This is a genomic window from Phycisphaeraceae bacterium (assembly GCA_040222855.1).
Lineage (GTDB): Bacteria > Planctomycetota > Phycisphaerae > Phycisphaerales > Phycisphaeraceae > Mucisphaera.
In genome coordinates, this window is sequence record JAVKCD010000019.1 from 732,589 (window position 1) to 757,671 (window position 25,083).

Sequence of the window (25,083 nt, forward strand, 5' to 3'; positions counted from 1 at the left end):
TTGATTTAACTCAAAACAACCTCAACACCACTCACCGCGACCGACGCAGCCGCAAATACGCCAGCAAATCACGACGATGACCGGATGCCCGCGCCTTACGTGCGGCAACCACATCACCCGTCTCCGGCTCCTCGCCCATCACACCCATCCCGGCATCAACCATCCGCTCACGAAACAGATACGGCCGATGCTTCCTCAGATCCTCCACCGCCAGATCCAGATCCTCCTCATCCATCTGCTCCACTGCCGCTTCGGTCAGCAACCTGGCCGCCTCAAGATCAACAACCTCTGTGCCCGCCAGAAGATCATCAATCCGAGTCCGTCTCTCCAGCCTCGTCATCGCTGCCTTCGTGCTCTCGAGCCGGCTCCGCAGCGCATCACGCTCGCGCTCGATCTCTGCCATCCGATCCTCTTCACCCATCACAACAGCCTCTGCTTCACTCATCGCGTCCGCTCCTGATCAATGTCCTCATGTGGTTCCCCAGCGGCCGCGCCGCCTTCGCTGTCGCCATAACCCAACTCATCGAGAATTCGCCCCCTCGGAACCCCAAGCTCCGCCTTCGCCTGCGCGTTCTTGAGTACCTGGCCCTCGTTCTCAGGCAGCATGCTCGGCCACTCCAGACGAATACGCCGATCCCGCGGATCATTCCCGTACCACCCCATCACATGCGCCGCATGCAAGGCCAACTCGCTCACACGAGCCAGACCATCGCCATACGTCACACGCTTCTTCTCCGTCTTCGCGAGCGTCCCCATCAAGATCACGCGTAGAGCATTCTCGCTGGTCAGATTGCCGACACGACCTCGAATCAGCCCCGCAGCAATAGGCGTAACCCCACTCACCTTGTCCAGGGCATCGCGCAGCTCCCGAAGATGCGACTCCTCCGACGGACTCACCGCATCGCCGCCAAACGATTCAATCGTCGCCTCAGGATTATCAGTCGCCCACATCTGACCCGGCCCCACGAGACGCTCTGTGAACCCCTCAATCCCCTTGCCCAGGTACATCTTGAACGACTGAAACGTCACACGGTTCGCACGATCCGACAGCCGCGTGTTCAGCTCATCCTGCAGGGGCAGCAACGGCTCAACATCACTCAACCCCGCATACCGAAGCGGTTGCGCAATATTCTGAATGTGGACCACCGGAACGCGCCCAAGCTGATTCACACCCCGCGCCTCAAGCTCCAGCCCGACATCATCTCTATCCGCTTCGGTAAACCGTCGGTAACCAAGGTCCGTCCACGCCTCGACACGCCCGCGACCAGCACCCACCCGCGTCTGGACCGCGTACCCCACAAGACGCCGGTAATCGTTCGCGTCCGTCTCTGGCACAGCCCGCGGTGCCTCAACCAGCTCAAGCGCAAACCGCGAAGCCAACGCATCCGCGTCCACTCTCCGGCCCACCACACCTGTCTCTCGTACCCGAAGCAGCACATCAACATGCCCGTAGACCGACCCCAGCAACGCCAGGTTTTGCAGAAACTGAACACCACCACTCTGCTCGATCAGCGACCCAAGAAACCGCTCGATGAACCTTCGTCGTTCGACCGTCCCGGCCTCACTGCGAATCGCCACCGGTCGCCCGAACATAAAGTCCACCAGTGAATGCACGCGCCAGGCAATATCATTCTCTGTAACCACCTCACGCCCCGGACGCCGCAGCCGCTCAGGCAGCCCAGCTTCCTGAGCCGTCCGGTGCCGCACCGAGCCATCACGCGCCGATTCCGCCACCACAGGGTTCCGGTAATAAGACCAAAGCCGCCGAAGCCACGGCTCTCTCTCAAGCCGGTGCCCCGCTAATCGCTCGGTCAGAACATCCGAATCCAGAAAACCCGTTTTCATCCGGCCGCCTCCATGAACGGGACACCCCGTCTACAGAGAGGTCCAGACACAACTCGCGCGCGCTCAAAGCCGACAAAACCACCCCCGAATATATGAATAAAATCATTTAAATAAATAACTTATAAATAACAACGGCCTCCCTGGCGCCCTCTGCGCCCAAAGCCAACCCCCACAACCTCACCTTGTGATTTCCCTCAAGTGATGATTTAATAGGCAGACGATGGGTGGACATGAACAAGAATTAGACATTCTGGAGGAGATCAGCCTCATCCTCGGCGACGGCCTCGACCTCCCACAGGTCTTTCAGCGGGCCATGGCGGTCCTCACGCAACGCCTGGGCATCCTCCGCGCCTCACTCGTCCTCCATGACCAGCAGGATGACCGCCTCAAAACCGTCGCCGCCGTCGGACTCTCCGCCAAGGAACAGCAACGCGGCCGCTACGCCCGTGGCGAAGGCGTCACCGGCACCGTCCTCGACACCGGGCAACCCGCCATCATCCCCGACATCGCCAAACACCCCGACTTCCTCAACCGCACCCGTGCCCGCGCCGCCACGGATACCGACGACAAAGCCCCGCCCATCAGCTTCCTCTGCATCCCCATCAAGGACACCCAACAACTCGTCGGAGCCATGAGCGTCGACAAGCCCTTCATCTCCGACGCCCAACTCCAGGCCGACACACGACTGCTCACCATCATCGCCGGACTCATGGGACAGGCCTACCGCATCCACAACCTCGTCCAGATCGAACGCTCTCAGTGGATAGCCCAGACCCAGTTGCTCCGCGATGACCTCCGCGATCGCTACACCTTCGGCAACATCATCGGCAGCGCACCCGCCATGCTCGATGTCCTCTCCTCCATCGCACAGGTCGCCGAATCACGAGCCACCGTCCTCATCCTTGGCGAAACCGGCTGCGGCAAGGAACTCGTCGCCAAAGCCATCCACTACAACTCCCCAAGACGAAACAAACCCCTCATCCGCGTCAACTGCGGAGCACTCGCCCCCCAACTCCTCGAATCCGAACTTTTCGGCCACGTCAAAGGCTCCTTCACAGGCGCTATCCGCGATAAAACAGGCCGTTTCGAGGCCGCCCAAGGCGGAACCATCTTCCTCGACGAAATCGGAACCCTCGACCCACAACTTCAGGTCCGACTCCTCCGAGTCCTCCAGGAACGCGAGTTCGAACGCGTCGGCGACCACCGCACCCAACAGGTCGACGCCCGCGTCATCGCCGCCACCAACCTCGACCTCGAACACGAAGTCCGCAAAGGTAACTTCCGCGAAGACCTCTACTACCGCCTCAACGTCGTCACCATCCACCTCCCACCCCTCCGCAACCGCCGCGAGGACATCCCCCTCCTCGTGGACCACTTCCTCGATCGCTTCAATCAGGAAAACAACAAGAACCTCCACAAAGTCTCCCGTAGCCTCATGAACACCCTCCTCCGCTATCCCTGGCCAGGCAACGTCCGTGAGCTGGAGAACGCGATGGAACGAGCCGTCGTCCTCGCCAACACCGAAGATTTCACCGAAGACCTCCTCCCCCTCCAGATCCGTCTCTTCTCACAGCAAACCCGCTCCTCCGGCTCTGATCAGTCCCTCGACGCCCTCTGCAGCCGCCTCGCCCAACTCGCCATTAACCAACACGCCGCCGACGGACAGATCTACGGCCAGGTCATCCACGAAGTCGAACGCCACCTCATCCGCGAGGCCCTCGCTCAGAACGAAGGCGTCAAAATCCGCACCGCTGACTTCCTGGGCATCAACCGCAACACCCTTAATAAGAAGGTTCGGGACCTCGGACTCGAAGACCCCGAGCCAGGCCCGCCTAATTGACGTTCAAGCCCCCCAGCGGTACCGTCCGCTCATCCCGAAGTACTGTTCAGCGAGCGCGTTAGCTGCCGATGAGTCGTTCCTACACACCCAACAAAACCCTTGTTGCCGCAGCATTGGCTCTCGCCATGCTGCCAGCAACCCTCTTCGCGCAGGACCGTATCCCCACTGAGATCATCCAGGCGACCACGATCACCCAGCAAACCGAACAGCAACTCCGCTCGATCACCCGACAAACTGTCCTCGTCCTGGTCGAGCCGGATGCCGATCTTCGCAAACGAACCCGTCGCAACCTGACATCCCCCCTCACACGATCCGATGCCACCGACGCCTTCCGCAACGCCTACTCCCTCGTACTCGTCGATGAACTCCGCCCCCTCCTGAGCGACGCCAGCTTCGAGACACGCCTCAACGCCGCCATCATCCTCTCTTATCTCCACGCCCCTCAAGCCCTCGACCTCGCAGGACAGGCACTCGATGATGAGAACCCTGCCGTCCGCTATTGGGCCGCCCGCTGCTTCGAGGACATCACACCCCGCGTTCAACTCACCAACCAGCAACTCCTGGGCAACGCCGACCTTCTCGCCGGACAACTCGCTACCGAGACTTCCGACATCACCGCCATCCGCCTCGTCGAGGCCCTCGACGCCTTCTCGAATCCCGACGCCTACCAACGCCTGATCGACGCCCTCTTCACGAGAACCGTGACCGACCGCGACAGCCTTGCCCCCGAGGAACGTGCCCTCACCGCCACCTTCCAGTGGCTCATCCGAGCACGATCCGAAGGCGTCAACATCGAGCCGATCCTCGCAAACCTCTCAGCACTCGTCATTGTCAATGCGCAAGTCGCTACGGAACGTCTCCAGCAAGACCCCGAAGCGCCAAACGCCGCAGAACTTATCCGCGTCTCCGATCAGGTCCTCGACCTCGCCCGCGAGACATTTTTCCCGAACACGCCCGCCCCGGGCGGGTCGCTCTCGCGCTATATTCCTCGCGCTGAGTGGACCCAGGTCCTACAGGCTCTCCAATCCTGGAAGACCCTCCTGGCCGACCCAACGGTCAACCTAAGCCAGCAAGCCCGCGACGCGCTCAACAACCGATAGAAACAAACAACATGTCCGAGCGGATCAAGGCCGCGATCGTCCGACACCTCAGCGACCGTCGCTATCAACCAGCCTCTTCTTCACAACTCGCCAAGCAACTCAACATCGACCCCGAAGACCGCGAGGACTTCGAACACGCGATCACCCAGTTGCTCAAAGATAAACACGTCGTCCTCGGCTCCGCCGACACCCTCGCCATGCCGCCCCCAGGCCGCGAGATCACCGGACGATTCTCACTCCACCCCCGTGGATTCGGCTTCATCACCCCCGACGATGACCGGATGCACACCGACCTCTTCGTCCCCGCTCAGGACACTGGCGGGGCACTCTCCGGCGACACCGTCCGCGCCCGCGTCCTCCGCGATCGTCGACCCTCCACACCCGGCACCACCTCCTACACCGGCAGAATCGTCGAAGTCGTCAAACGCTCCGACAAGGTCTTCACAGGCACCGTTGTCCAACAGGGCAGACTCTCCATCGTCAAACCCGATGGCAAAGCCCTCAGTACCGACGTCGTCCTCCGAGACGCCCAGGCCGCAGGTGCCAACCCCGGCGACAAAATCGCCTTCGAAATCATCACCTACCCCGAGAATCCCAACGACCTGCCCGAAGGCGTCGTCACCAAAGTCCTAGGCGAAGCCGGCATCCCCGAAGTCGAAACCCTCGCCACCATCCAGGGATTCGGGCTCCCAGGCGAGTTCCCCGAAGCCGTCCTCGAAGACGCCCGCAAAGCCGTCAAGAAACTCGACGCCGAACAGAAAAACCCAGACCGACTCGACCTCACCAACACCCTGATCTGCACCATCGACCCCCCCGACGCCCGCGACTTCGATGACGCCATCTCCGTGACCGAAGTCAACGACGGATCCCGCGCCGTGGTCGAACTCGCCGTTCACATCGCCGACGTTGCCCTCTACATCGAACCCGGCTCCGAGATCGACAAGGAAGCCTACGCCCGCGGCAACTCCGTCTACCTCCCACGCCACGTCATCCCCATGCTTCCCGAGGTCCTGAGCAACGGCGTCTGCTCCCTCCAGGAAGACGTTCCCCGCTGCTGCCTCTCCTGCTTCATCCGCTACGATAAAGACGCCAACGTCGTCGCCACACGCTTCGCCAAAACCCGCATCCATTCCGCCAAACGCTTCACCTATCTCGAAGCTCAGGCCATCATCGATGGCGATATCCGCGAAGCCACCAAACACTGTAAAACCGAACCCAAGTACCCACGACCCCTCATCAAGATGCTCAAGGCCATGGACGACCTGGCCAAACGCATCCGCCAGCGGCGCCTCCGCAACGGTATGATCGTCCTCGGCCTCCCCGAAGTCGAACTCGTCTACGACGACGCAGGGCACGTTGTAGATGCCCAGCCCGAAGACAACGCCTTCACCCACACCCTCATCGAGATGTTCATGGTCGAAGCCAATGAGGCCGCCGCCTCCCTCTTCGACCGACTCGACCTCCCGATGATCCGCCGCATCCACCCCGATCCACCCGCCCACGACATGTCCGACCTCCGCCGCTTCGCCCGCGTCGCCGGCTACAACATCCCCGCCCACCCGACTCGCCAGGAACTCCAGTCCCTCCTCGACTCGGCCCGCGGCAAACCCGCCCAGACCGCCGTCCACCTCGCCGTCCTCAAAACCCTCTCCAAAGCCGAATACAGCCCTGCCGTCGTCGGCCACTTCGCTCTCGCCTCCGAACACTACAGCCACTTCACCTCACCCATCCGACGCTACCCCGACCTCATCCTCCACCGCGCCCTCTCCGAGTACATCGCAGCAGAGAAAGCCAATGGCGGACAACCGCTCAAGCGCAAATCCAAACCCACCAAAGTCCTCGCCGAAAAAATCCCCACCGAAGACAAACTCACCGAACTCGGCAGCCACTGCTCCTCCACCGAACGCAACGCCGAGGCCGCCGAACGACAGCTCCGCAACTTCCTCATCCTCCAACTCCTCACCCACCACCTCGGCGACGACTTCCCCGGCACCGTCACAGGCGTCACCAACCGCGGCGTCTTCGTCCAGATCGACCGCTTCCTCGTCGATGGCTTCGTCGAAGCCTCCGAACTCCCCGGTCCCACCTCAGAACGCTGGTCCCTCAACCGCCAGACCGGCGCTCTCGTCGCCCAACGCTCTGGTAAAACCATCACCATCGGCGACCGCTTCACCGTCCGCATCGCCTCCGTCGACCTCCCCAAACGCCAACTCGAACTCGCCGTCGTCTCCACCGGCAAAAACTACGACAAAGCCACCGACCAGAAAACCAAATCCCGCAACCCCAAATCCGGCAAATCCACCAAACCCCGCCAGCAAGCCTCCGGCACCAAAAAAACCAACGCCAAAACCCTCAAGTTCAAACAGACCCGAAAGAAAAAGAGCAAACGCAAGCCACGAGGCCAGTAGCCGACGACCATCAGCGGCACTGATGACCCATGCTCCACACCCTCGACCCCATCGCCTTCACCATCCCCGGCATCGGCCTCCCCATCCGCTGGTACGGCCTCGCCTACCTCGCCGGCTTCCTCATCGCCTACGCCCTCATCCGTCGCGCCCTCACCGTCGGCCGCACACCCCTCAAGCCCGACCTCGCCGCCGACCTCATTATCCACATCGCACTCGGCCTCATCATCGGCGGACGACTCGGCTACGTCCTCTTCTACCAGCCCTCACTCCTCATCGACTTCGATTCCCAACCCCCCTTCTGGGGGCCACTCGCCATCAACCGAGGCGGAATGGCCTCCCATGGCGGCATGCTCGGAGCCATCCTCGCCGCATGGCTCTTCGCCCGACGACACAACACCCCAATCCTCCACCTCCTCGACCTCGTCGCCTTCGCCGGACCCCCAGGCGTCCTCCTCGGACGACTCGCCAACTACGTCAACGGCGAACTCTACGGCCGCGAGTGCGCACCCAACTTCATCTTCGCCACCCGCTTCCCCCAGGAACTCTTGGACTGGGCAGTCGATCCTGAACTCTACGCAACCAAACTCGCCCCACTCATGGCCAAAGCCCCCGACCTCGGCGAGACCCCGCTGAACTGGGCCTACCACGCCATGAATCGCATTCAGCAGCACGACCCCGACATCATCGCCCTCATCGAACCAGCCCTCACCCCGCGCCACCCCTCACAACTCTACGCCGCCGCCCTGGAAGGACTCCTGCTCTTCCTGATCCTCGCCGCCGCCTGGACGAAGCCCCGCAAGCCAGGACTCATCGCTGGACTCTTCTGCTGCACCTACGCCATCGTCCGCATCATCGGCGAGTTCTTCCGCATGCCCGACACCCAACTCCTTAACAGCGAGTTCGCCGCGACAGGCATCACTCGCGGCCAGTGGCTCTCCGCTCTACTCTTCCTGCTTGGCCTCTTTGTGATTCACATGGCACGAAAGAGCAGACAAGAACCCCTCGGCAGTTGGATCCCTTCCGCCCGCGAACCGGGCCGTGCCAACCCGAGTTCTGCTGAATAACGCACTCATCCAATCTTCATCGAGCCCGTCTCGATAAACGCCCTGTGCATCTCAAAGCACTTGGCAAGGTCGTGCCTCAGGTGACCGCCAGGCGACTCAGCCACATACTTCCGCAGATAGTCCTGGTAATCAGGATGAGCGCAGTGGTTGATCAGCGCCTCCGCTCGCTCCACCGGCCCCAGCCCGCGCAGGTCCGCAAGCCCTTGGTCCGTCACCACAATCTGAACATCGTGCTCGCTGTGATCGCAGTGCGAAACCATCGGCACAACCGTCGAGATCGCCCCGCCTTTAGCCACACTCGGCGCAACAAAGATCGACAGATACGCATTCCGCATGAAGTCGCCCGACCCACCAATGCCGTTCATCAGATTGGTGCCACAGATGTGCGTCGAGTTCGCGTGCCCATAAATATCCACCTCGATCGCCGTGTTGATCGCGATCACACCCATCCGTCGAATCACCCCCGGGTTATTCGACAGCTCCTGCGGGCGGATCACAATCTTGGGCGCAAAGAAATCCATGTCGCCGTAGATGCGTGCCATCTGCTCATCACTCAGCGTCAGACTCGTGCACGATGCCCCCAGCAGTCGCCCATTGATCATCAGATCAACTAACGCGTCCTGAAAAACCTCCGAATACATATAAAAAGGCGGGACATCCGACGACGCGCCCAGCCCCGCCATCACCGCATTCGCCACATTCCCAACACCCGACTGCAGCGGCAGAAAGTCTGCTGGGATCCGCCCCGCCCTCATCTCATCCAGCAGAAAACGAATCACATGCCCCGCGATCTTCTCACTCACGACATCAGGAGCCGAAAACGGAGCCACCCCATCCGACTCGTCGTTCTCCACCACCCCAATGATCCGCTCAGGGTCCACCGTCGCAAAAGGCGTCCCCATCTTTGACAACGGATGATGGATCGCAATCGGACTACGGTGCGGCGGGGGCGGCAGGATCGCCACGTCGTGACATTCAGCCAGACGCGTCGAGTGATGCCGATTCAGTTCCACCACCACCTTCTTCGCATGCCGCAGATAACTCGGCGAAGCACCCCCCGACGTACTCAGATACACCCGCCCGTCATGCGTGATGTCTGTCGCCTCGACGATCGCAAAATCCAACTCACCGAAAAAACCAAACTCCATCATCTGAGGGACATGTGATAAATGCATGTCCACAAACCGGGTCTCCTGGGCATTGATCCGCTTGCGCAAAGTCGAACTCGACTGATATGGCGCACGCCACTTGATCGCATCCGCCCTGGCCAGCGACTCATCCAACGCCACCCCCGTTGAAGCACCGGTCAGCACGCGAATCCCATACGGCTTGCCCTCAGCGTGCAGCACCTCGGCCCGCGCTGCGATCGCCCTTGGCACCGCCTTCGCCGCACCCGCTGGCGTAAAACCCGAAAAACCGACCGTCGCGCCATCCGGGATCATCGCCGCCACTTCCTCTGCCGTGACTTGCGTGATCGCCTGACACCTCTGGCATCGCTCACCTTCAACCATCGCCAGGCTCCGTCCGTTGTTCAATCCCATCGACATCACATCTTCCTTATCGTGCTGAATTTCACACGGCCAGCGTCTCGCTCTCAAGACTCAATCGCTCCACGTCCCCCGCGCAGACCACGCGCTCTGCCCCCGTATCGTCTCGCAGCACCAGGCCACCATCCGGGTCCAGCCCCACGACACAACCCTGCACCGCCTTCCCGCCCTGCACCAGTCGCACCCGCTCACCACGCCACGCCAGAACACCCCTCACCTCGCTAAGCACCGAGGCGCGCCCCGGCTCCGACCCCACCAGCCTCAGCAAACTCAGCATCCTGTAGACAACACGCTCAACCACATCATCAACCTCAGGAACATCATCCAGAAGCTCAGCAAGCGACACCGCCGGCACCCTCAGCCCCTCACCAAGCGATGCCGATCGGAGACTCACATTCACGCCCACACCCGCGATCAACCAATCATGGCCCTCACGACCCGCCCAGGGCCGCTCACACAACACACCACCCACTTTGCGCCCGCCAACCAACACATCATTCGGCCATTTGATCTCAACACGGTCCCGCAATGGCTCCGCGAGTAAATCGCTCACCACGCGATTCACCGCCAGCCCCACCGCCAACGGCGCCAACGACCAGCCACCCCAGCCCGCAGGCGGTAACCAAGCCAGACTCAACCACGCCCCACCAATAGGCGACACCCACCGACGACCCCCGCGACCTCGACCACCCGTCTGCTGCCGAGCCGCTACAACAAAAGGAGAGCAACGACCCTCCGACGCCAGCGCCGACGCCACGTCATTCGTCGAACCCACGGATTCATGCCACGAAATCAGCACGCCTGTTCACTCCATTCCGCTCAACCCAACTGGCTGAGTAACACCCCCGCCGCCACCGCCGAACCAATCACACCCGCCACATTCGGTCCCATCGCGTGCATCAGCAAGAAGTTCTGCGGGTCCTCCTCCTGTCCAACCCGATGCACCACCCGCGCCGCCATCGGCACCGCACTCACACCCGCCGCCCCGATCAACGGATTGATCGGCTCCTTGCTCAGCAGATTCATGAGCTTGGCAAACAACACGCCCGTTGCCGTCGCGATCGCAAACGCCCCAATGCCAAGCACAAACACCATGATCGTGTCCTGTGTCAGGAAGTTCGCCGCAGACGTCTTCGCTCCCACCGTAACCCCCAGCAGTATCGTCACGATGTCAATAAACGTCCCCTGCGCCGTCTTCGCCAGCCGGTCCGTGACCATCGACTCCCGCAACAGGTTTCCGAAGAACAACATACCCAGAAGCGGCAGCCCGCCCGGAGCAATAAACGCCGTCAGAAGAAAACCCACGATCGGGAAAACGATCTTCACACGCTTCGACACCGGCTTCATCTGCTCCATCCGGATCAGACGTTCCTTCTTCGTCGTCAACAGCCTCATAATCGGCGGCTGAATGATCGGCACCATCGCCATATACGAATAAGCAGCCAACGCCACCGCCCCCAGCAGATGCGGAGCCAACTGCGAACAAGTGAAGATCGCCGTCGGACCATCCGCCCCACCTATGATCCCAATCGACGCCGCCTCTTGGTCGGTAAAGCCCAGCGCCATCGCCCCAAGCAACGCCGCAAAAATGCCGAACTGCGCCGCCGCACCCAGCAGCAACGTCTTCGGATTCGCCAGCATCGGGCCAAAATCCGTCAGCGCCCCGATCCCCAGAAAAATCAGAGGCGGATAAAACCCCGCCAACCCCACACCCGCAAACAGCCACCACAGGATCGATGCATTAAACACATCCTGCTTCTCTGGCGACCACACCTGCGGATACTTCCCGCTCGGTGCCTTGACTTCCTGGGCGACCAGCAACGATCGTCCCTGACCCAGCGCCACCACCGCATTCCCCCGCTCAGCGCCATACCACCCCGGCGCCGAAAACAGCGCATGGGTATTCACCATGATCGCCCGACCCTCTTCAACCAGGTAGTCCCCACGATGCCGCTCCTGCTCGGGCAGCGGCTCAAAAAACGTCAGCGGAATCACACCATCTTCCGCCTCCCCATACTCAACCATGTAGTAGTGAACGTCATGCTCACTTACCGGCCCGTCGTACACACTCAGCGACAACGATGAAGCGTCATAAGGAATGTTCCCGATCAGGATCCCAAACCCAATCGGCACCAGCAGCAGCGGCTCAAACCCCTTCCGAACCGCCAGCCAGATAAACAAACACCCCACACCGATCATCACCAGGTTCGGCCAGCTGAACTGACCAAAACCCGAATCAGTGAGGTAATCCAAAAACACGCTGTAGACAGCTTCCATCACGCACCATGCTCACTACGCAAAGGTCACAAGCACCTGGCCCGAGGTCACCGCATCACCGGACTTCACACGCACCTCCGCCACCGTACCAGCCCGTGGCGACGAGACATTTGTCTCCATCTTCATCGCCTCCAGCACCAGCAGCACATCATTCTGTGCCACCGTGTCACCGGCCTTGACCTTCACGTCCAGTACGTTCCCCGCAATCGGACTCGGAACATCCGCCCCGCCACCACCCCCAGAAAGTGCAGCAGCAGGTTTCGCTGCGCTCGGCTTCGGTGCCATAGGGGCCGTCGTCGGACGCCCAGCCGCAACCGCTGGCGCAGGAGCCGAAGCAGGTAACGCCCCGCCACCATCCTCCAGCACCTCGACATCCACGTCGTACGCTTTCCCATCGACCGTGATACGCAGTTTCATCATGATGCTTAACCCTGTTTTACTCGCCGCGCCTTCGCTGCGGCCGGTGTGAGGTCATGATCGAACGCCGTCCCTGCTGAGCCCAGGCACGATCACGACGCGCAACCAGCCGCACGCCATGAATCCTCGCCTGACGACCCAGCGCCGCCGTCGCCGCCGCAGTCAACACCGCGACCAACGCCCCATCAACCCCGCCCCCTGATGACGCTGCAACCACAGGCGTCGGCTCACGGGGAGGCGTAACGACAACCGCTGGAGCCTCCGCAAGAACACGCTGCATCAACGCCACCACCGTCATCAACATAAGCAGCGAGCCAAACACCACCCCCATACCCACCACCATCAGCAGCAGGCCGGTCTGGACCCCCCCAGTACTCGCCAGCATCAACACACTCATGCTTCGCTCGGCCTCACATTAAAGAGGAATCAGCCCGTGCTTCTTCTCAGGACGCAGTTCACGCTTGGTCACCAGCGAGTCTAACGCCATCGCCAGATAACGACGCGTTGCCGCCGGCTCAATCACCTCGTCCACCATCCGGCGACCACCCGCCACATAAGGCGTCGAGAACGTCTCTCGATACCGCTCAATCAGCTCCGCCCGCTTCGCAGCCGGATCATCCGCCGCGTCAATCTCACGCCGAAAGACCACACCCGCCGCACCCTCAGCACCCATCACCGCGATCTCGGCTGTCGGCCACGCCGCACAACGATCCGTCCCCAAATCCTTCCCGCTCATCGCCAGATACGCCCCCCCATAAGCCTTTCGCAGGATCACAGCGATCTTCGGCACCGTCGCCGCCGAATACACAAACAACATCTTCGCCCCGTGACGAATGATCCCACCATACTCCTGCTCCACACCCGGCATAAACCCAGGAACATCCACCAGCGTCACCAGCGGGATATTAAACGCATTGCAAAACCGGATGAACCGCGAACTCTTGTCCGACGCATCAATGTCCAGACACCCCGCCTTTACCTTCGGCTGATTGGCAATAATACCCACCGACCGGCCATTGATCCGCGCAAAGCAGATAATGATGTTCTGAGCATACGTCGCCTGAATCTCCAGATATTTCCCGCCATCGACAACACGCTTGATCACCTCATGCATGTCATACGCCTGTTTCGAGTTGTCCGGGATCAAATCGTTTAGCGACTCATCGAGACCCAGACTCTCCGCGGTCGGTGCCTCAGGCGCATCCTCAACATTGTTCGACGGCAGATAGCTCAGCAGGTCCTTGCAGATCGCCACCGCGTGCTCATCATCCTCCGCCACAAAGTGAACCACACCCGAATACGCCATCTGTGCCTCGGGGCCGCCCAGTTGCTCCGCCGTCACATCCTCGCCAGTGACCTGCTTGATCACCGACGGACCCGTTATGAACATCTGCGCTTTCTTCGTCTGAATGATGAAGTCCGTCAGCGCGGGCGCATACGCAGCACCACCCGCACACGGCCCGCAGATCAGCGAGATCTGCGGAACAACACCCGACAAGAGCACGTTGTGATAGAAAATCCGGCCATACGCCGCCAGACTGTCAATCCCCTCCTGGATCCGAGCCCCGCCCGAATCATTCACAAAAATAAACGGCGAACCCGTCTTCAGCGAGTCCTTCATCATCGCGACCACCTTGTCGCAGTGAACCTCGCCCGATGCCCCGCCCACCACCGTAAAATCCTGCGATGCCACATGCATCAGCCGACCATTGACCGTTCCACACCCCGTGATCACACCATCCGCCGGCAGGTCCTTCCCCTCCATCCCAAAGTGCGTGCAACGATGCTGCGCAAAACCGTACTGCTCCTGAAACGAACCCTCATCCAACAGCAGGTCCACGCGCTCACGCGCCGACAACTTCCCCGCCTTGTGCTGCTTCGCAATGCGATCAGCCCCGCCCATCTCCAGCAGCTTCTTCTTCCGCGACCGCAGCTCCTCAATACGCTCAGCGACCGTCATCCCTCGTCGTGCCGCACTCTCAGCCATGATCCAAATCCTTCCACAGGCTCAGTAGCCCGCGTTATTGCTTGCTATCAGTGCGCCTTGGGCTCACACAACTCCGTCAACACACCCTTCGACGCCTTGGGATGCAAAAACGCAATCTTCATCCCGTGCGCCCCGCTCCTCGGCGTCTCATCAATCAACCGAACCCCCTCCGCCTTGAGCTTCGCCAAACGCCCCTCCAGGTCCGTCACCTCATAAGCAACATGATGCAGACCCTCGCCCCGCTTCTCCAGAAAACCCGAGATCGGCGAGTCCTCACTCGTCGGCTCCAACAACTCCAGCCGCACATCACCCACCTTGAAAAATCCCACCCGAACCTTCTGCTCAGGAACCTCCTCAATCATCTCAAACTCAGCCCCCAACACCCCCTCGTAGTATGCCCGGTGATCCTCGATCGACCGCACCGCAATCCCAAGATGATTCACAGCTTTCGCGTCCAACATGTCACACCGACCTCTCGGATGCCGCCCCGGCCGATGACGACCAAAGCGGCCTGGCGGGTTCAGCCCGGGAACCGCCCGACGGCGGCTGGGCCTGTTATCGTCTGGAAAACGATCGTCAGACGACCACAAAGTCTTAATATAGTGATGGCCGGGCCATCGTGCAAACCCTCTCGCGCCCAAGACTCCCCGCTACAACTCAATCCGTGGGTCCACCCACGCATAAGCCACGTCCACCATCAGATTAAACAGCACCAGCATCGTCGAATACGTCAAAACCACCCCCAGAATCAAAAACTGATCCTTATTCAGAACAGCGTTCACGAAGTAGTCCCCCATCCCCGGAATCGCGAATACCTTCTCGATCACAAACGACCCCGTCATCACCGACGCCGCCGCAGGACCCATGAAACTCAGCACCGGCAAATACGCCACCTTCAACGCGTGCTTGAACAGAGCCCCCATATGACTCAGCCCCTTGGCCCGTGCCGTCCGCACAAAATCGCTGCTCATCACATCCGCCAGCCCAAGCCGCACCAGCCGTGCCACATACGCAGCCGGGAAAAATCCCAGCGCAATCGCCGGCAGCACCACATGCTCCGGCCGCCCCCACCCCCCCACCGGAAACCAGTCGAGCAACCCCGCAAACGCGATCAACAGAATCGACCCGGTCACAAAGTTCGGCAGACTCACCCCAATTAGCGCCACCGCCAGACTCGCCGAGTCCACCCATGTCCCCGGCTTGAGCGCTCCCACCACACCCGCCGTCGTCCCCAGAAACAACGCCACCGCCAACGCCGCCAAACCCAACCCGGCACTCACCGGCAGCGCCTGACCAATAATCGACGACACCCGCTGATCCGTGTACCGCAGCGACGGCCCGAAATCGGGCCACCCATACTGCTCACTCCCCACCGTCACGTTCTTCACGTAACTCGTCAAAAACGCCGTCGGGCTATGCAGGTTGTACTGCCGAGCCATCGCCTCCTGAACCTCAGGCGGAGGCCGCTGACCCTCCGGCCGCTCCAACGGATTCCCCGGCACCACCCACGCCAACACAAACGTCACCAGAAAGATGATCGCGAGGATCAACGGGATCTGCAGCAGCCGCATCAGGATCAGTCGAATCATTCCGACGCCTCCACCCAGATCTTGTCGAAACGCCACCGAGCCCAGGCATTCAAGGTAACCCCCTTCACACGCGCCTCGTCAAATAGATAAACCAGCTTGTAATGAAAGATTGGCGCAATCGGCTGCTCCGCGTTGAACACCGCCTCAGCCTCAGCCAGCTTCACAAACCGTGCCACAGGATCACGAATCAAGATCGCCTCATCCAACAGACCATCATGCTCCGCATTGACCCACTTCGCGTCATTGTTCCCATTGGTCGCCCGGTGCTTGTCGAGCCACGTCGTCGGGTCCATGTAATCACCAAACCAACCAGACCGCGCGATCGAAAAATCCCCACGATTCACACGATCTGAGAACGTCTGAGCCTCCACCCCCTCCGTATTCACCACCACACCCAGATCACGCTCCCACATCGCCGCAATCGCGATCGCAACCTCCTCATGCCCGCTTCCAGTGTTGTACAAAATCGATAGGCCATCCAGACCCTCACCGCCCGGATAACCGGCATCCTCAAGCAGCAATCGAGCCCCTTCCACGTCGTAGACAACACCCGTCTCCACCGGCGGGGTATATCCCTGCACCGCACCAGGCGGAACAAAACTCCGCGCAATCGGCTGGCTCATCCCCGTCACCTGAGTCACGATCTGCTCACGATCAATCCCCTTCGAAAGCGCCACACGAACCCGTGCATCAGCCAATGGATTCGGCGATCCGTCCGCACGCTCAGGCTGGCAGTTGAAGTTGTAAAAATAGGTCCCCGCCGCATTCACCGTGTGAACATCCGTCCGACGCTCATCCTGAACCAAACCCGCCGGCAACGACCCTAGTGAAGGTAGCGCAATCGAAATATCAGCCTCGCCAGCGTTGTACGCCAGAAACGCATTCTGCGGGTCCTCGATGATCTTCTCCATGATCGTCTCGCTACGAACCGATGCAGCATTCCAGTAGTTCGGGTTCTTCCGCAGCTTCAGATAGCGCTTAAAGACACTCTCCTCGATCATGTACGGACCACTCGCCACCACGCGCTCAGGATCACGCCAGTAAGCCGTATCCATCTGGCGCATCCCCGTGGCAGAGTTCAACGTCGTCTCGGCCTCGACACTCCCCCGATCAACCGGTGCAAACGTCGAGAAGCCCACCATCTGAAGGAAATAAGGCGTCGGTTCCTCGAGACGAACCACCAGCGTTCGATCATCAGGAGTCGATAAACCCACCGTCTCCGCAAACTGACGCTCTGCTTCCTCCCAAAGCAGCGCCGCAGCCTCCTCCGCCGCAGCACCCGCCTGACCACCCGCAGTGTTCCGCACCCGCGCATACTCCGCAATCTGATCAGTTCGCCACTGATAATAAGCTCGCACACCCGCGATCGGATACAGCAGCTTCGCATATTCCGCCCCTGTATCAGGCAGCATTGCACGCTGCCACGCATACACAAAATCCCCCGACGTCACAGAATCACCGTTCGACCACCGCGCATCCTCACGAAGTGTGAACGTGTACGTCATCCTATCTTCGCTGACCTCCCACGACGCGGCCGCCGCAGGCTCCACCGCACCCGTGGCAAAATCAACCCGCACCAACGGCTCATACAACATGCTCGCCACCCGAATGTCGTGCGACCACGACATCTTCTGCGGGTCCAGCGTGATATGAGCCACCGCCGAAATGTAAATCAGGTCCGCCTCCCTCGGCCGCTCGCCACAACCCGCCACCGCAAGCACCAGCAGCCCCACCACCAACGACCGCATCATCTTCATCCATCCGCATCGCATCAGCATCACTCCGTAACAAGCTCCGCAGCCCTGCCACCATCAGCAGGGACCGCATCCGGTTCAATCTCCAAAGGCACATCACCCGCACCGCCTGATTCCGTACCCCCGCTCAACACCCCACTACGCCACACCCACCACCCGCCCGCCAGAAGCACGATCACCAAGACAGCCACCACCCATCCCGCCGAGGATCGCCGTCCACCCGAACCCCGAGCATCATGCACCGCCGCACCACCCGACGACACCGGCAACGATTCACCCTCAGCCCATCGCCGCGCCTGAGCCTCATCCGACTCAGACCCCGCCCTCACCTTAGACCCGTAACACCCCCCGCCCGCTCCCCGCGCAATCACATAAAACACCCGCCCCGATTCATCACGCAAAGCACGCCCGACATCCTCGGAACGAACAGCGACCTCGACCCCCGAATACGGGCTGCGAACCTTGATCGACACACAAACCTCCCGACGCAGGACCCATGATCATACACGCCCGATCCCATCGCCGAAAAAACGCCCAATCCAACACCCTCGGCGATCCCCAACGTCCACTCCAGTTACACCGTGGAGATTCTTCCCACCCCTCGCCGATGGATGGGGTCCGGACAGACCCCAGAACGCCGAACGAGGATCATCCAATGAGCAAGCACCAACTCATCGACTCCATCCGCCGCGTCAACCACGCCGCCTCCCCGGAGTTCCTCGAACGCTTCGACGAGGCCACCCTCACCGACTACCTGCGCCGACTCGCCCTCTCCAACCGACGCGGGCGCTCTTCCACCTGGACGCGAACCACCACCAGCCCCGCCCACACCACCAGAACCCACGCCATGGCCGCCTGACCGCGGCCTGATACCCCCTGTGCCCTGACCAGGCCCCCTCAGCACCGCCCACGGCCTCCCGTGGGCTTTTTCGTGCCCACCCCAACCTCCTGATACAAGATCACCCATGCCCCCGGCCTCCCTCAACAACCTCATCCAAGACCTGCCCATTCAAGTCGCCCGCCCTGGTGACCCCATCATCCACGACCTCACCGATGACTCCCGCCAGCTCACCTCCGACTCAGGTTGGCTCTTCGTCCATCGACGATCCGACTACCCTGACGATCTTGCTAGCGCCCTCCACCACTCACCCGCCGCCATCCTCACCACGCCCGATAATCAAGCCAACGTCCGAGAACCGATCCCCTTGCTCTTGGCCGAAAAAATCGACCAGGCCCTCTGCGGACAACTAGCCGAACGCCTCTTCGACCACCCCGCTCAGGCCCTCACCCTCGCTGCTGTCACCGGCACCAACGGCAAGTCCACAACCGTCATTCTCCTCCATGACCTCCTCCAATCCGCTGGCGTCACCACCGGCCTGCTCGGCACCATCCACAACGACCTCGTCACCCACCGCGAACCCGCCACCCTCACCACCCCCGGCGCCATCGAACTCTCACGCCACCTCGCCCACATCCGCGACGCCTCCGGCAAAGCCTGCGTCTACGAAGCCTCCTCCCACGCCCTCCACCAGCAACGCACCGATCACCTCCACCCTCGCGTCGCCATCTTCACCAACCTCACTCAGGATCACCTCGACTACCACGGCGACATGACCACCTACGCCGCCGCTAAAGCACGACTCTTCGAACGCCTCAGCCCCAATGACCACGCCATCCTCAACGCTGACGACCCCCACTGGCCCCGTATGGCCCGTGACTGCCCAGCCCATCTCCATCTTTCCACCCTCCGTTCTACCCAACCCGACCACCACGGCTTTGCCATCACCTCCACCTCCCGTGCCACCATCCACCACCGAGCCATTACCCAAACCGAGGCCACACTCACCGGACCCTGGGGTACCCTCCACACAACCCTCCCAATCCTCGGCGACCACAACGTCGCCAACCTCCTCCAGGCCCTCGCTTCAGCAGCCGCACTCAACCTTCTCCCCGACCACCTCGAGTCCACCCTCCACACGCTACCCCCAGTCCCAGGCCGCCTCGAACCCATCCCCAACCCAGAGTTCCCCGTGGCCGGAAAAACAACGATCGCCGACTTCCAGCAAACCCACAACGCCCCCGCCATCTTCGTCGACTATTGCCACACCCCCGACTCCATCAACCACGCCGCCAACACCCTTAGGCCTCTCGCACCAGGACGACTCATCATCCTCTTTGGCTGTGGCGGAGACCGCGACAAGACCAAACGACCCCTGATGGCCACCGCCGCAGCACGCCACGCCGACGCCCTCATCATCACCTCCGACAACCCCCGCTCCGAAGACCCACAAGCGATCATCAACGACGCAATAGCCGGAGTTCCCGAATCCATACGCCCCCACACAACCACCAACCCCGATCGCGCCACCGTCATCCGCCAAGCCATCCTCTACGCCCAACCCACCGACACCATCCTCATCGCAGGAAAAGGACACGAGACCTACCAAGAGACCCAAGGCGTCAAACACCCCTTCGACGATCGCCAATACGCCCAGCAAGCCCTCGAACAGCGTCTACAACACAGCTAACTTGATGGGTGCCGCCCACATTCAGGTGCGTGTACCAAAAAACCCACCCATGAACACCACCCCAGCACCATCACCCATCACCACCCTCGCCGCCCTAGCCAACGCCGTCGCCGGCCGCTGGCTCAGCCTCCCACCTGATGCCAACACAAAGATCACCGGCTTCTCCATCGACACCCGCACCCTCAAGCCCGGCGACGTCTTCATCGCACTCACCACCGAAAAAGCCGATGGCCACGATCACCTCGCCGCCGCCGCCAATGCCGGTGCCTCCGCCGCCCTCGTTAGCCAACCCTACCCCGATACGATCGCACTCCCTCTTCTCTACACAAACAACACACTCACCGCCCTTCACCAGGCCGCCGCCGCACACCGAAGCGCCTTCGACATTCCCATTATCGCCGTCATCGGATCCAACGGAAAAACCACCACCCGACAACTCATCCACGCGGCCATCACCCCTTCCTTCACCGGCAGCCAGTCGCCCAAGTCCTTCAACAACCACCTAGGCGTCCCCCTCACCCTCCTCCAGATGCGCGAGAACGACGACTTCCTCCTCGCCGAACTCGGCACCAACCACCCGGGCGAACTCGAACCCCTCGCCAAACTCGCTCAACCCACCCACCTCGTCCTCACCACCCTCGGCAGCGAACACCTCGAACACTTCCACAACCTCGCAGGCGTCACCGCCGAAGAAACCTCCGCCCTCCACCACCTCCAACCCCCCGCCACCCTCATCGCCTCCACCCAAGCCTGGTCCGTCGTCCGAGAGCACGCCCCAACCATCGCCGCCCACCACAAACCCATCCTCTACTCCGACCTCGACACCGCAGCCCCCATCCACATCATCCCCGACACCCTCCGCCAGTCATCAACCGGACTCAACTTCACCGCATCAGTCCACGGCCAACCCATCGACATCCAACTCCCCATGCTCGGTGGCCACAACGCCTTCAACACCCTCGCCGCCCTCACACTCGCCCACGAACTCAACATCGACCTCAACGACGCCGCCCAAGGACTCAGCCAACTCCCCACCGTCCCCCGCCGACTTGAACCCGTCCACCTCAACAACCTCCTACTCATCGACGACGCCTACAACGCCAACCCCGAATCTACCGCCCTCGCCATCGACACCTTCTTCTCATTACAGAACCCCGGCCCGCGCGCGATCGTACTCGGCGACATGCTCGAACTCGGCGACCACACCGCACCCGCCCACCGCCAGACCCTCCGACACCTCATCCCGCACGCAAACAAGATCGACCAACTTTTCCTCATCGGCCCCGCCTACACCCAGGCCCTCAAAGACACCCCCGAACTCACCATCCCCGCCCACGCCGAACCCGACGCCTCCGACGAAGCCATCAATCGCATCACCCAACTCATTCACGACAACACCTCTGTCATCCTCATCAAATCCTCCCTTGGTCTCGACTTCCTCCGACTACGCCGCGCGATCGAAGCAAGATTCGCATGATCAACCGATGATCTACACTGACCCCAGGGACAGGACCACCCGCGACACGGATGCCGCTTCCCCATGATCCACGCCCTCATCCAAGCCCTAGGTTCCTGGATCGACGAGTCCGCCTTCCTCGGCCCTCTCGCCGTCTTCCGATACGCCGAGTTCCGCGCCCTCCTCGCCATCATCCTCAGCTTCGCCATCGTCATGGCCTTCGGCGAACGAACCATCCGTTGGCTCGTCAGCCAGAAAATCCAGGACAACCCCGAGTTCCACAACGCCGACCTCAACGAGGTCATGAAGCACAAACGAAACACCCCCACCATGGGCGGGATCCTCATCTCCGCCGCCATCCTCACCACCACCCTCCTCCTCGCCGACCTCACCTCCTTCTACGTCCAGATGGGCCTCATCTGCCTCGTCTGGCTCTTTGGCGTCGGGCTCTGGGACGACTGGTGGAAACTCACCTCCGCCCGACGCATGCCCGGCACCCGCGATGGACTCCACTCCTGGGAAAAACTCCTCCTCCAGATCGGACTCGCCGTCCTCCTCGGAATCTTCATCCACCACCACGGTGCCAACAAGTTCGGCGGGCTCACCGACTACGACTTCGGCGCCACCATGTCTCACTCCCTTACCCTCCCCTTCTTCAAAACCTGGACCTGGGACGGCGAAGCCTACGTCCCCTCCCCCTACCTCATCGTCCTCGGCGCCGTCCCCTTCGTCGCCATCGCCACCTTCTTCATCGTCGGCATGTCCAACGCCGTCAACCTCACCGACGGCATGGACGGACTCGCCTCAGGCATCATGGTCATCGTCGCCTTCGCCTTCATGGTCCTCTGCCTCATCGCCGGCTACACCAACAACGACTTCATCCTCGCCAAGTACCTCCTGGTCCCCTACATCCCCCTCAGCGATGAGTTGGCGATCCTGGCCGGCGCCATGGTCGGCTCCTGCCTCGGCTTCCTCTGGTTCAACTGCTACCCCGCCCGGGTCTTCATGGGCGACTCCGGCTCACTCCCCCTTGGCGGGCTCATCGGCTTCATCGCCGTCGTCATCCGACAGGAGTTCCTCCTCCTCCTCATAGGCGGGATCTACGTCCTCGAAGCCGCCTCCGTCATCCTCCAGGTCGGCTACTTCAAAGCCACCAAAGGAAAACGCATCTTCCGCTGCGCCCCCATCCACCACCACTTCCACCTGGGCGGCTGGACCGAACAACAAACCGTCATCCGCTTCTGGCTCACCACCGCCCTTCTCGTCGCCATCGCCCTCGCCACCATCAAGATCCGCTAAGCATCAGCAAACACGGGTGGCCGGGGTCCAGCGCAGCTGGCCCCCGGAACGCTCTCAGGAGCTATCACCTTCCGGGTCGTCTATTGCTGGCTCTTTCGGAGAAAGCGAGGGTTCCTAAAGAACTGGATTCGTCAGAAAACTCATGACATGGAGATGATAGTCGTAGTTCAAACCCTCTCGAACGATCTTCTCAACAAGCAAAGGCTCTGTCTTCTGATGAGCAGAGAAGGTCTGTGAGAAATCGACCAGAGTACGACATCGCAAATCAGCCGATCTTGGCAACCTAATCTCTTGGATAATCTCCCGTACCTCATCAACCAAATACTCGAGTTTTGCAAGTGATTCGGTCTCTTCAACAGGCGTCAACCAGATGTCTTCTGTTATTCTGCGCAGCTCTTCAAGAGTTCTCTCCGACAAGACTCCTCGCTCCGCCATTTCGTGCCAGATGCTGAGCCACATCACACACGGAAACATCCCTCGATTATTTGAAGACTCTACTCCGCATAAGTACCTGGCGATCCGCCGCAATCGTCCAAACTTACTTAGCAATACCATCGGATCCCTGTGAGCATACCCGTTCAGCACGACGTGATAGCTTGGTATTGCTCGCGAGAGCCCCTCGAAGTCAACACGTCCATCCTCGATACTCTGCTGCAACCGCATGTACAGATCACGATTGTTGTACGGCTGTGTCGATGGATCATGTAGACGATGTCCCCGCTCTGCATCACAAATGCTCTGTATCACTAGTTCAAGATTCCAGTCGATTTTGCCTTCAGTCACTATCTGTATCCACCACCACAACCCCCTCCCCCACCCCAACATCCAACCCCGTCACAACCCAAACCCCATCCACCACCTCACCCTTCACTCGCACCCCGCCATCCGCCTTCGGCCCCCGCACGACATACCGCATCTCCGCCAGCCCCGCCGCCTCATCCACCGTCCCCTGAATAAACCAACCCGCCTCGATCGGCTCACCCAGCAGGTCCACCACCTCCGCCGAACCCTTCACCATCTCCAGCGACACCACCGCCACCTCCGACCCCCACAACACCCGACCCGCATACATCAGCCCCACGCTGAAACCCACCACCGTCACCAGCACCGGCACCCCGATCAAAACCGACAAGAACCAGCGCTTGTTCTGGTCCCACCACGCCTGCTGAGCAGAACGTATCTCAAGAACACTCGGCTCACTCACTCGATCCCTGCCTCTCTCCGACGACCCCGTCGTCGGGCGCCACAGGGCAGTCCCGGACCGCAGGTTCGGGATGCCCTGAGCGAGCACCAATCAGCCGGTCACACCTCAAACACCACTATGCATCCCAGTGTAAACCCCCTGCTCACCCATGATCCCCGCCTCCGCCGCCAACATCACCTGCCACCGCTCCTCAACGACGCTCCCGCTCACCCCCGGAAGCCGCTGCGACAGATTCAGAAACGTCCGATAATGCCCATGCTCACTCGCCCACAAATCCCGGTACAACCCCGCCAACTCAGCGTCCTCCGCCACCTCGGCCAGCACCGCAAACCGCTCACAACTCCGCAGCTCGATCAACGCCGCCACCATCAGCCGATCCATCAGATTCTCGATCCGAGCCCCCGCCCGCCCATGCCCGTTCCGGATCAGCCCCCGCAGCCCCGCCGCATACGGGTTCCGATGCCCCTTGCTAAACACCCCGCCCCGCTCGTGCAGCAGCCGCAACACCACCTGCAGGTGCTCAATCTCCTCCCGCGCCACCGCCGTCATCGTCTGCACCCAAGCCTCAGGCGGAACCGGCTCAGGCCACTGATTCAGCATCTCCATCGCGTTCAACGCCGCCTTCTTCTCCAGATGAGCATGATCATTCAGCAGCTTCACCGGGTCCGCCAGCACCCTTAAGCCCCACGACCCGGGCGTCCGACAACCCAACGGCATCTCAATCTCGCGAACCTCGATCACCATCAAAAACCTGCCTCTCAAGCCCGG

General features: G+C 61.1%; 23 protein-coding genes. 8 read left to right on the top strand and 15 right to left on the bottom strand.

Annotation, left to right across the window (positions count from 1 at the left end; genetic code table 11):
• Positions 1 to 31 precede the first annotated feature (31 nt).
• Positions 32 to 445, bottom strand: coding sequence for a hypothetical protein (locus RIG82_08265; protein MEQ9460929.1), 414 nt, complete (start codon positions 443 to 445; stop codon positions 32 to 34).
• Positions 442 to 1,845 carry a phage portal protein gene (locus RIG82_08270; GenBank protein ID MEQ9460930.1) on the bottom strand — a complete coding sequence of 468 codons (1,404 nt, stop codon included), beginning with the start codon at positions 1,843 to 1,845 and terminating at the stop codon, positions 442 to 444. The genes RIG82_08265 and RIG82_08270 overlap by 4 nt, the downstream gene beginning before the upstream one ends.
• A 220-nt stretch (positions 1,846 to 2,065) precedes the next feature.
• On the opposite strand from RIG82_08270, the gene RIG82_08275 reads away from it, so the two are divergent.
• The 4 genes from RIG82_08275 (at position 2,066) to lgt (ending at position 8,257) form a co-directional block, all read left to right on the top strand.
• Positions 2,066 to 3,685: a sigma 54-interacting transcriptional regulator gene (locus tag RIG82_08275; protein ID MEQ9460931.1), complete on the top strand. Its 1,620-nt coding sequence runs from the start codon at positions 2,066 to 2,068 to the stop codon at positions 3,683 to 3,685.
• Positions 3,686 to 3,753: 68 nt separating this feature from the next.
• Positions 3,754 to 4,785, top strand: coding sequence for a HEAT repeat domain-containing protein (locus RIG82_08280; GenBank protein ID MEQ9460932.1), 1,032 nt, complete (start codon positions 3,754 to 3,756; stop codon positions 4,783 to 4,785).
• 11 nt (positions 4,786 to 4,796) lie between these two features.
• On the top strand, positions 4,797 to 7,193 hold the full coding sequence (gene rnr / locus RIG82_08285) for a ribonuclease R (protein ID MEQ9460933.1): 2,397 nt from the start codon (positions 4,797 to 4,799) through the stop codon (positions 7,191 to 7,193).
• Between the two features lie 29 nt (positions 7,194 to 7,222).
• Positions 7,223 to 8,257: a prolipoprotein diacylglyceryl transferase gene (gene lgt, locus RIG82_08290; protein ID MEQ9460934.1), complete on the top strand. Its 1,035-nt coding sequence runs from the start codon at positions 7,223 to 7,225 to the stop codon at positions 8,255 to 8,257.
• Between the two features lie 5 nt (positions 8,258 to 8,262).
• Here the strand turns inward: lgt and RIG82_08295 are convergent, their stop codons facing one another.
• The 10 genes from RIG82_08295 to RIG82_08340 form a co-directional block, all read right to left on the bottom strand.
• Complete coding sequence (locus RIG82_08295; protein ID MEQ9460935.1) at positions 8,263 to 9,804, bottom strand: succinate CoA transferase; 1,542 nt, start codon at positions 9,802 to 9,804, stop codon at positions 8,263 to 8,265.
• Between the two features lie 25 nt (positions 9,805 to 9,829).
• Positions 9,830 to 10,603, bottom strand: a complete 774-nt coding sequence (locus RIG82_08300; protein ID MEQ9460936.1) for a biotin--[acetyl-CoA-carboxylase] ligase — start codon at positions 10,601 to 10,603, stop codon at positions 9,830 to 9,832.
• A 20-nt stretch (positions 10,604 to 10,623) separates the two neighbouring features.
• Positions 10,624 to 12,081, bottom strand: coding sequence for a sodium ion-translocating decarboxylase subunit beta (locus RIG82_08305; GenBank protein ID MEQ9460937.1), 1,458 nt, complete (start codon positions 12,079 to 12,081; stop codon positions 10,624 to 10,626).
• A 15-nt stretch (positions 12,082 to 12,096) separates the two neighbouring features.
• A complete protein-coding gene (locus tag RIG82_08310; protein MEQ9460938.1) occupies positions 12,097 to 12,501 on the bottom strand; it encodes a biotin/lipoyl-containing protein in 405 nt (134 codons plus the stop codon).
• Between the two features lie 16 nt (positions 12,502 to 12,517).
• The gene (locus RIG82_08315; protein ID MEQ9460939.1) at positions 12,518 to 12,895 is read right to left on the bottom strand and encodes an OadG family protein; all 378 of its coding nucleotides are present in this window, start codon (positions 12,893 to 12,895) and stop codon (positions 12,518 to 12,520) included.
• A gap of 18 nt (positions 12,896 to 12,913) precedes the next feature.
• Positions 12,914 to 14,485, bottom strand: a complete 1,572-nt coding sequence (locus tag RIG82_08320) for an acyl-CoA carboxylase subunit beta (protein ID MEQ9460940.1) — start codon at positions 14,483 to 14,485, stop codon at positions 12,914 to 12,916.
• Positions 14,486 to 14,532: 47 nt separating this feature from the next.
• Positions 14,533 to 14,946 carry a methylmalonyl-CoA epimerase gene (gene mce / locus RIG82_08325; GenBank protein ID MEQ9460941.1) on the bottom strand — a complete coding sequence of 138 codons (414 nt, stop codon included), beginning with the start codon at positions 14,944 to 14,946 and terminating at the stop codon, positions 14,533 to 14,535.
• Between the two features lie 189 nt (positions 14,947 to 15,135).
• Positions 15,136 to 16,074 (bottom strand): ABC transporter permease, encoded by a 939-nt coding sequence (locus tag RIG82_08330; protein ID MEQ9460942.1) that lies wholly within the window; start codon positions 16,072 to 16,074, stop codon positions 15,136 to 15,138.
• A complete protein-coding gene (locus RIG82_08335; protein ID MEQ9460943.1) occupies positions 16,071 to 17,846 on the bottom strand; it encodes a peptide ABC transporter substrate-binding protein in 1,776 nt (591 codons plus the stop codon). Before RIG82_08335 ends, RIG82_08330 begins: the two co-directional genes overlap by 4 nt.
• Positions 17,847 to 17,851: 5 nt before the next feature.
• Positions 17,852 to 18,301 carry a hypothetical protein gene (locus RIG82_08340; protein MEQ9460944.1) on the bottom strand — a complete coding sequence of 150 codons (450 nt, stop codon included), beginning with the start codon at positions 18,299 to 18,301 and terminating at the stop codon, positions 17,852 to 17,854.
• Between the two features lie 182 nt (positions 18,302 to 18,483).
• Between RIG82_08340 and RIG82_08345 the strand changes: the two genes are divergently transcribed.
• The 4 genes from RIG82_08345 to mraY all read left to right on the top strand — a co-directional run bounded on the left by RIG82_08345 (position 18,484) and on the right by mraY (position 23,111).
• Positions 18,484 to 18,687, top strand: coding sequence for a hypothetical protein (locus tag RIG82_08345; protein MEQ9460945.1), 204 nt, complete (start codon positions 18,484 to 18,486; stop codon positions 18,685 to 18,687).
• Positions 18,688 to 18,793: 106 nt separating this feature from the next.
• Positions 18,794 to 20,356 carry a UDP-N-acetylmuramoyl-L-alanyl-D-glutamate--2,6-diaminopimelate ligase gene (locus RIG82_08350; GenBank protein ID MEQ9460946.1) on the top strand — a complete coding sequence of 521 codons (1,563 nt, stop codon included), beginning with the start codon at positions 18,794 to 18,796 and terminating at the stop codon, positions 20,354 to 20,356.
• A 49-nt stretch (positions 20,357 to 20,405) separates the two neighbouring features.
• The gene (gene murF, locus RIG82_08355; protein ID MEQ9460947.1) at positions 20,406 to 21,833 is read left to right on the top strand and encodes a UDP-N-acetylmuramoyl-tripeptide--D-alanyl-D-alanine ligase; all 1,428 of its coding nucleotides are present in this window, start codon (positions 20,406 to 20,408) and stop codon (positions 21,831 to 21,833) included.
• Positions 21,834 to 21,896: 63 nt separating this feature from the next.
• Positions 21,897 to 23,111 (top strand): phospho-N-acetylmuramoyl-pentapeptide-transferase, encoded by a 1,215-nt coding sequence (gene mraY / locus RIG82_08360; protein MEQ9460948.1) that lies wholly within the window; start codon positions 21,897 to 21,899, stop codon positions 23,109 to 23,111.
• Between the two features lie 114 nt (positions 23,112 to 23,225).
• On the opposite strand, the gene RIG82_08365 is transcribed toward mraY, so the two are convergent.
• The 3 genes from RIG82_08365 to miaE all read right to left on the bottom strand — a co-directional run bounded on the left by RIG82_08365 (position 23,226) and on the right by miaE (position 25,059).
• A complete protein-coding gene (locus tag RIG82_08365) occupies positions 23,226 to 23,894 on the bottom strand; it encodes a hypothetical protein (protein ID MEQ9460949.1) in 669 nt (222 codons plus the stop codon).
• Positions 23,887 to 24,315: a cytochrome c oxidase assembly factor Coa1 family protein gene (locus RIG82_08370; protein ID MEQ9460950.1), complete on the bottom strand. Its 429-nt coding sequence runs from the start codon at positions 24,313 to 24,315 to the stop codon at positions 23,887 to 23,889. Before RIG82_08370 ends, RIG82_08365 begins: the two co-directional genes overlap by 8 nt.
• 105 nt (positions 24,316 to 24,420) lie before the next feature.
• Positions 24,421 to 25,059: a tRNA isopentenyl-2-thiomethyl-A-37 hydroxylase MiaE gene (miaE, locus tag RIG82_08375; GenBank protein ID MEQ9460951.1), complete on the bottom strand. Its 639-nt coding sequence runs from the start codon at positions 25,057 to 25,059 to the stop codon at positions 24,421 to 24,423.
• Positions 25,060 to 25,083: the final 24 nt, after the last annotated feature.

What these genes read in the sequence shown, in the direction of transcription:
- RIG82_08265 (MEQ9460929.1), bottom strand. Translation starts at nt 445, where the DNA reads ATGAGTGAAGCAGAGGCTGTTGTGATGGGTGAAGAGGATCGGATGGCA.
- RIG82_08270 (MEQ9460930.1), bottom strand. Translation starts at nt 1,845, where the DNA reads ATGAAAACGGGTTTTCTGGATTCGGATGTTCTGACCGAGCGATTAGCG.
- RIG82_08275 (MEQ9460931.1), top strand. Translation starts at nt 2,066, where the DNA reads ATGGGTGGACATGAACAAGAATTAGACATTCTGGAGGAGATCAGCCTC.
- RIG82_08280 (MEQ9460932.1), top strand. Translation starts at nt 3,754, where the DNA reads ATGAGTCGTTCCTACACACCCAACAAAACCCTTGTTGCCGCAGCATTG.
- rnr (MEQ9460933.1), top strand. Translation starts at nt 4,797, where the DNA reads ATGTCCGAGCGGATCAAGGCCGCGATCGTCCGACACCTCAGCGACCGT.
- lgt (MEQ9460934.1), top strand. Translation starts at nt 7,223, where the DNA reads ATGCTCCACACCCTCGACCCCATCGCCTTCACCATCCCCGGCATCGGC.
- RIG82_08295 (MEQ9460935.1), bottom strand. Translation starts at nt 9,804, where the DNA reads ATGTCGATGGGATTGAACAACGGACGGAGCCTGGCGATGGTTGAAGGT.
- RIG82_08305 (MEQ9460937.1), bottom strand. Translation starts at nt 12,081, where the DNA reads ATGGAAGCTGTCTACAGCGTGTTTTTGGATTACCTCACTGATTCGGGT.
- RIG82_08310 (MEQ9460938.1), bottom strand. Translation starts at nt 12,501, where the DNA reads ATGATGAAACTGCGTATCACGGTCGATGGGAAAGCGTACGACGTGGAT.
- RIG82_08315 (MEQ9460939.1), bottom strand. Translation starts at nt 12,895, where the DNA reads ATGAGTGTGTTGATGCTGGCGAGTACTGGGGGGGTCCAGACCGGCCTG.
- RIG82_08320 (MEQ9460940.1), bottom strand. Translation starts at nt 14,485, where the DNA reads ATGGCTGAGAGTGCGGCACGACGAGGGATGACGGTCGCTGAGCGTATT.
- mce (MEQ9460941.1), bottom strand. Translation starts at nt 14,946, where the DNA reads ATGTTGGACGCGAAAGCTGTGAATCATCTTGGGATTGCGGTGCGGTCG.
- RIG82_08330 (MEQ9460942.1), bottom strand. Translation starts at nt 16,074, where the DNA reads ATGATTCGACTGATCCTGATGCGGCTGCTGCAGATCCCGTTGATCCTC.
- RIG82_08335 (MEQ9460943.1), bottom strand. Translation starts at nt 17,846, where the DNA reads ATGCGATGCGGATGGATGAAGATGATGCGGTCGTTGGTGGTGGGGCTG.
- RIG82_08345 (MEQ9460945.1), top strand. Translation starts at nt 18,484, where the DNA reads ATGAGCAAGCACCAACTCATCGACTCCATCCGCCGCGTCAACCACGCC.
- RIG82_08350 (MEQ9460946.1), top strand. Translation starts at nt 18,794, where the DNA reads ATGCCCCCGGCCTCCCTCAACAACCTCATCCAAGACCTGCCCATTCAA.
- murF (MEQ9460947.1), top strand. Translation starts at nt 20,406, where the DNA reads ATGAACACCACCCCAGCACCATCACCCATCACCACCCTCGCCGCCCTA.
- mraY (MEQ9460948.1), top strand. Translation starts at nt 21,897, where the DNA reads ATGATCCACGCCCTCATCCAAGCCCTAGGTTCCTGGATCGACGAGTCC.
- miaE (MEQ9460951.1), bottom strand. Translation starts at nt 25,059, where the DNA reads ATGGTGATCGAGGTTCGCGAGATTGAGATGCCGTTGGGTTGTCGGACG.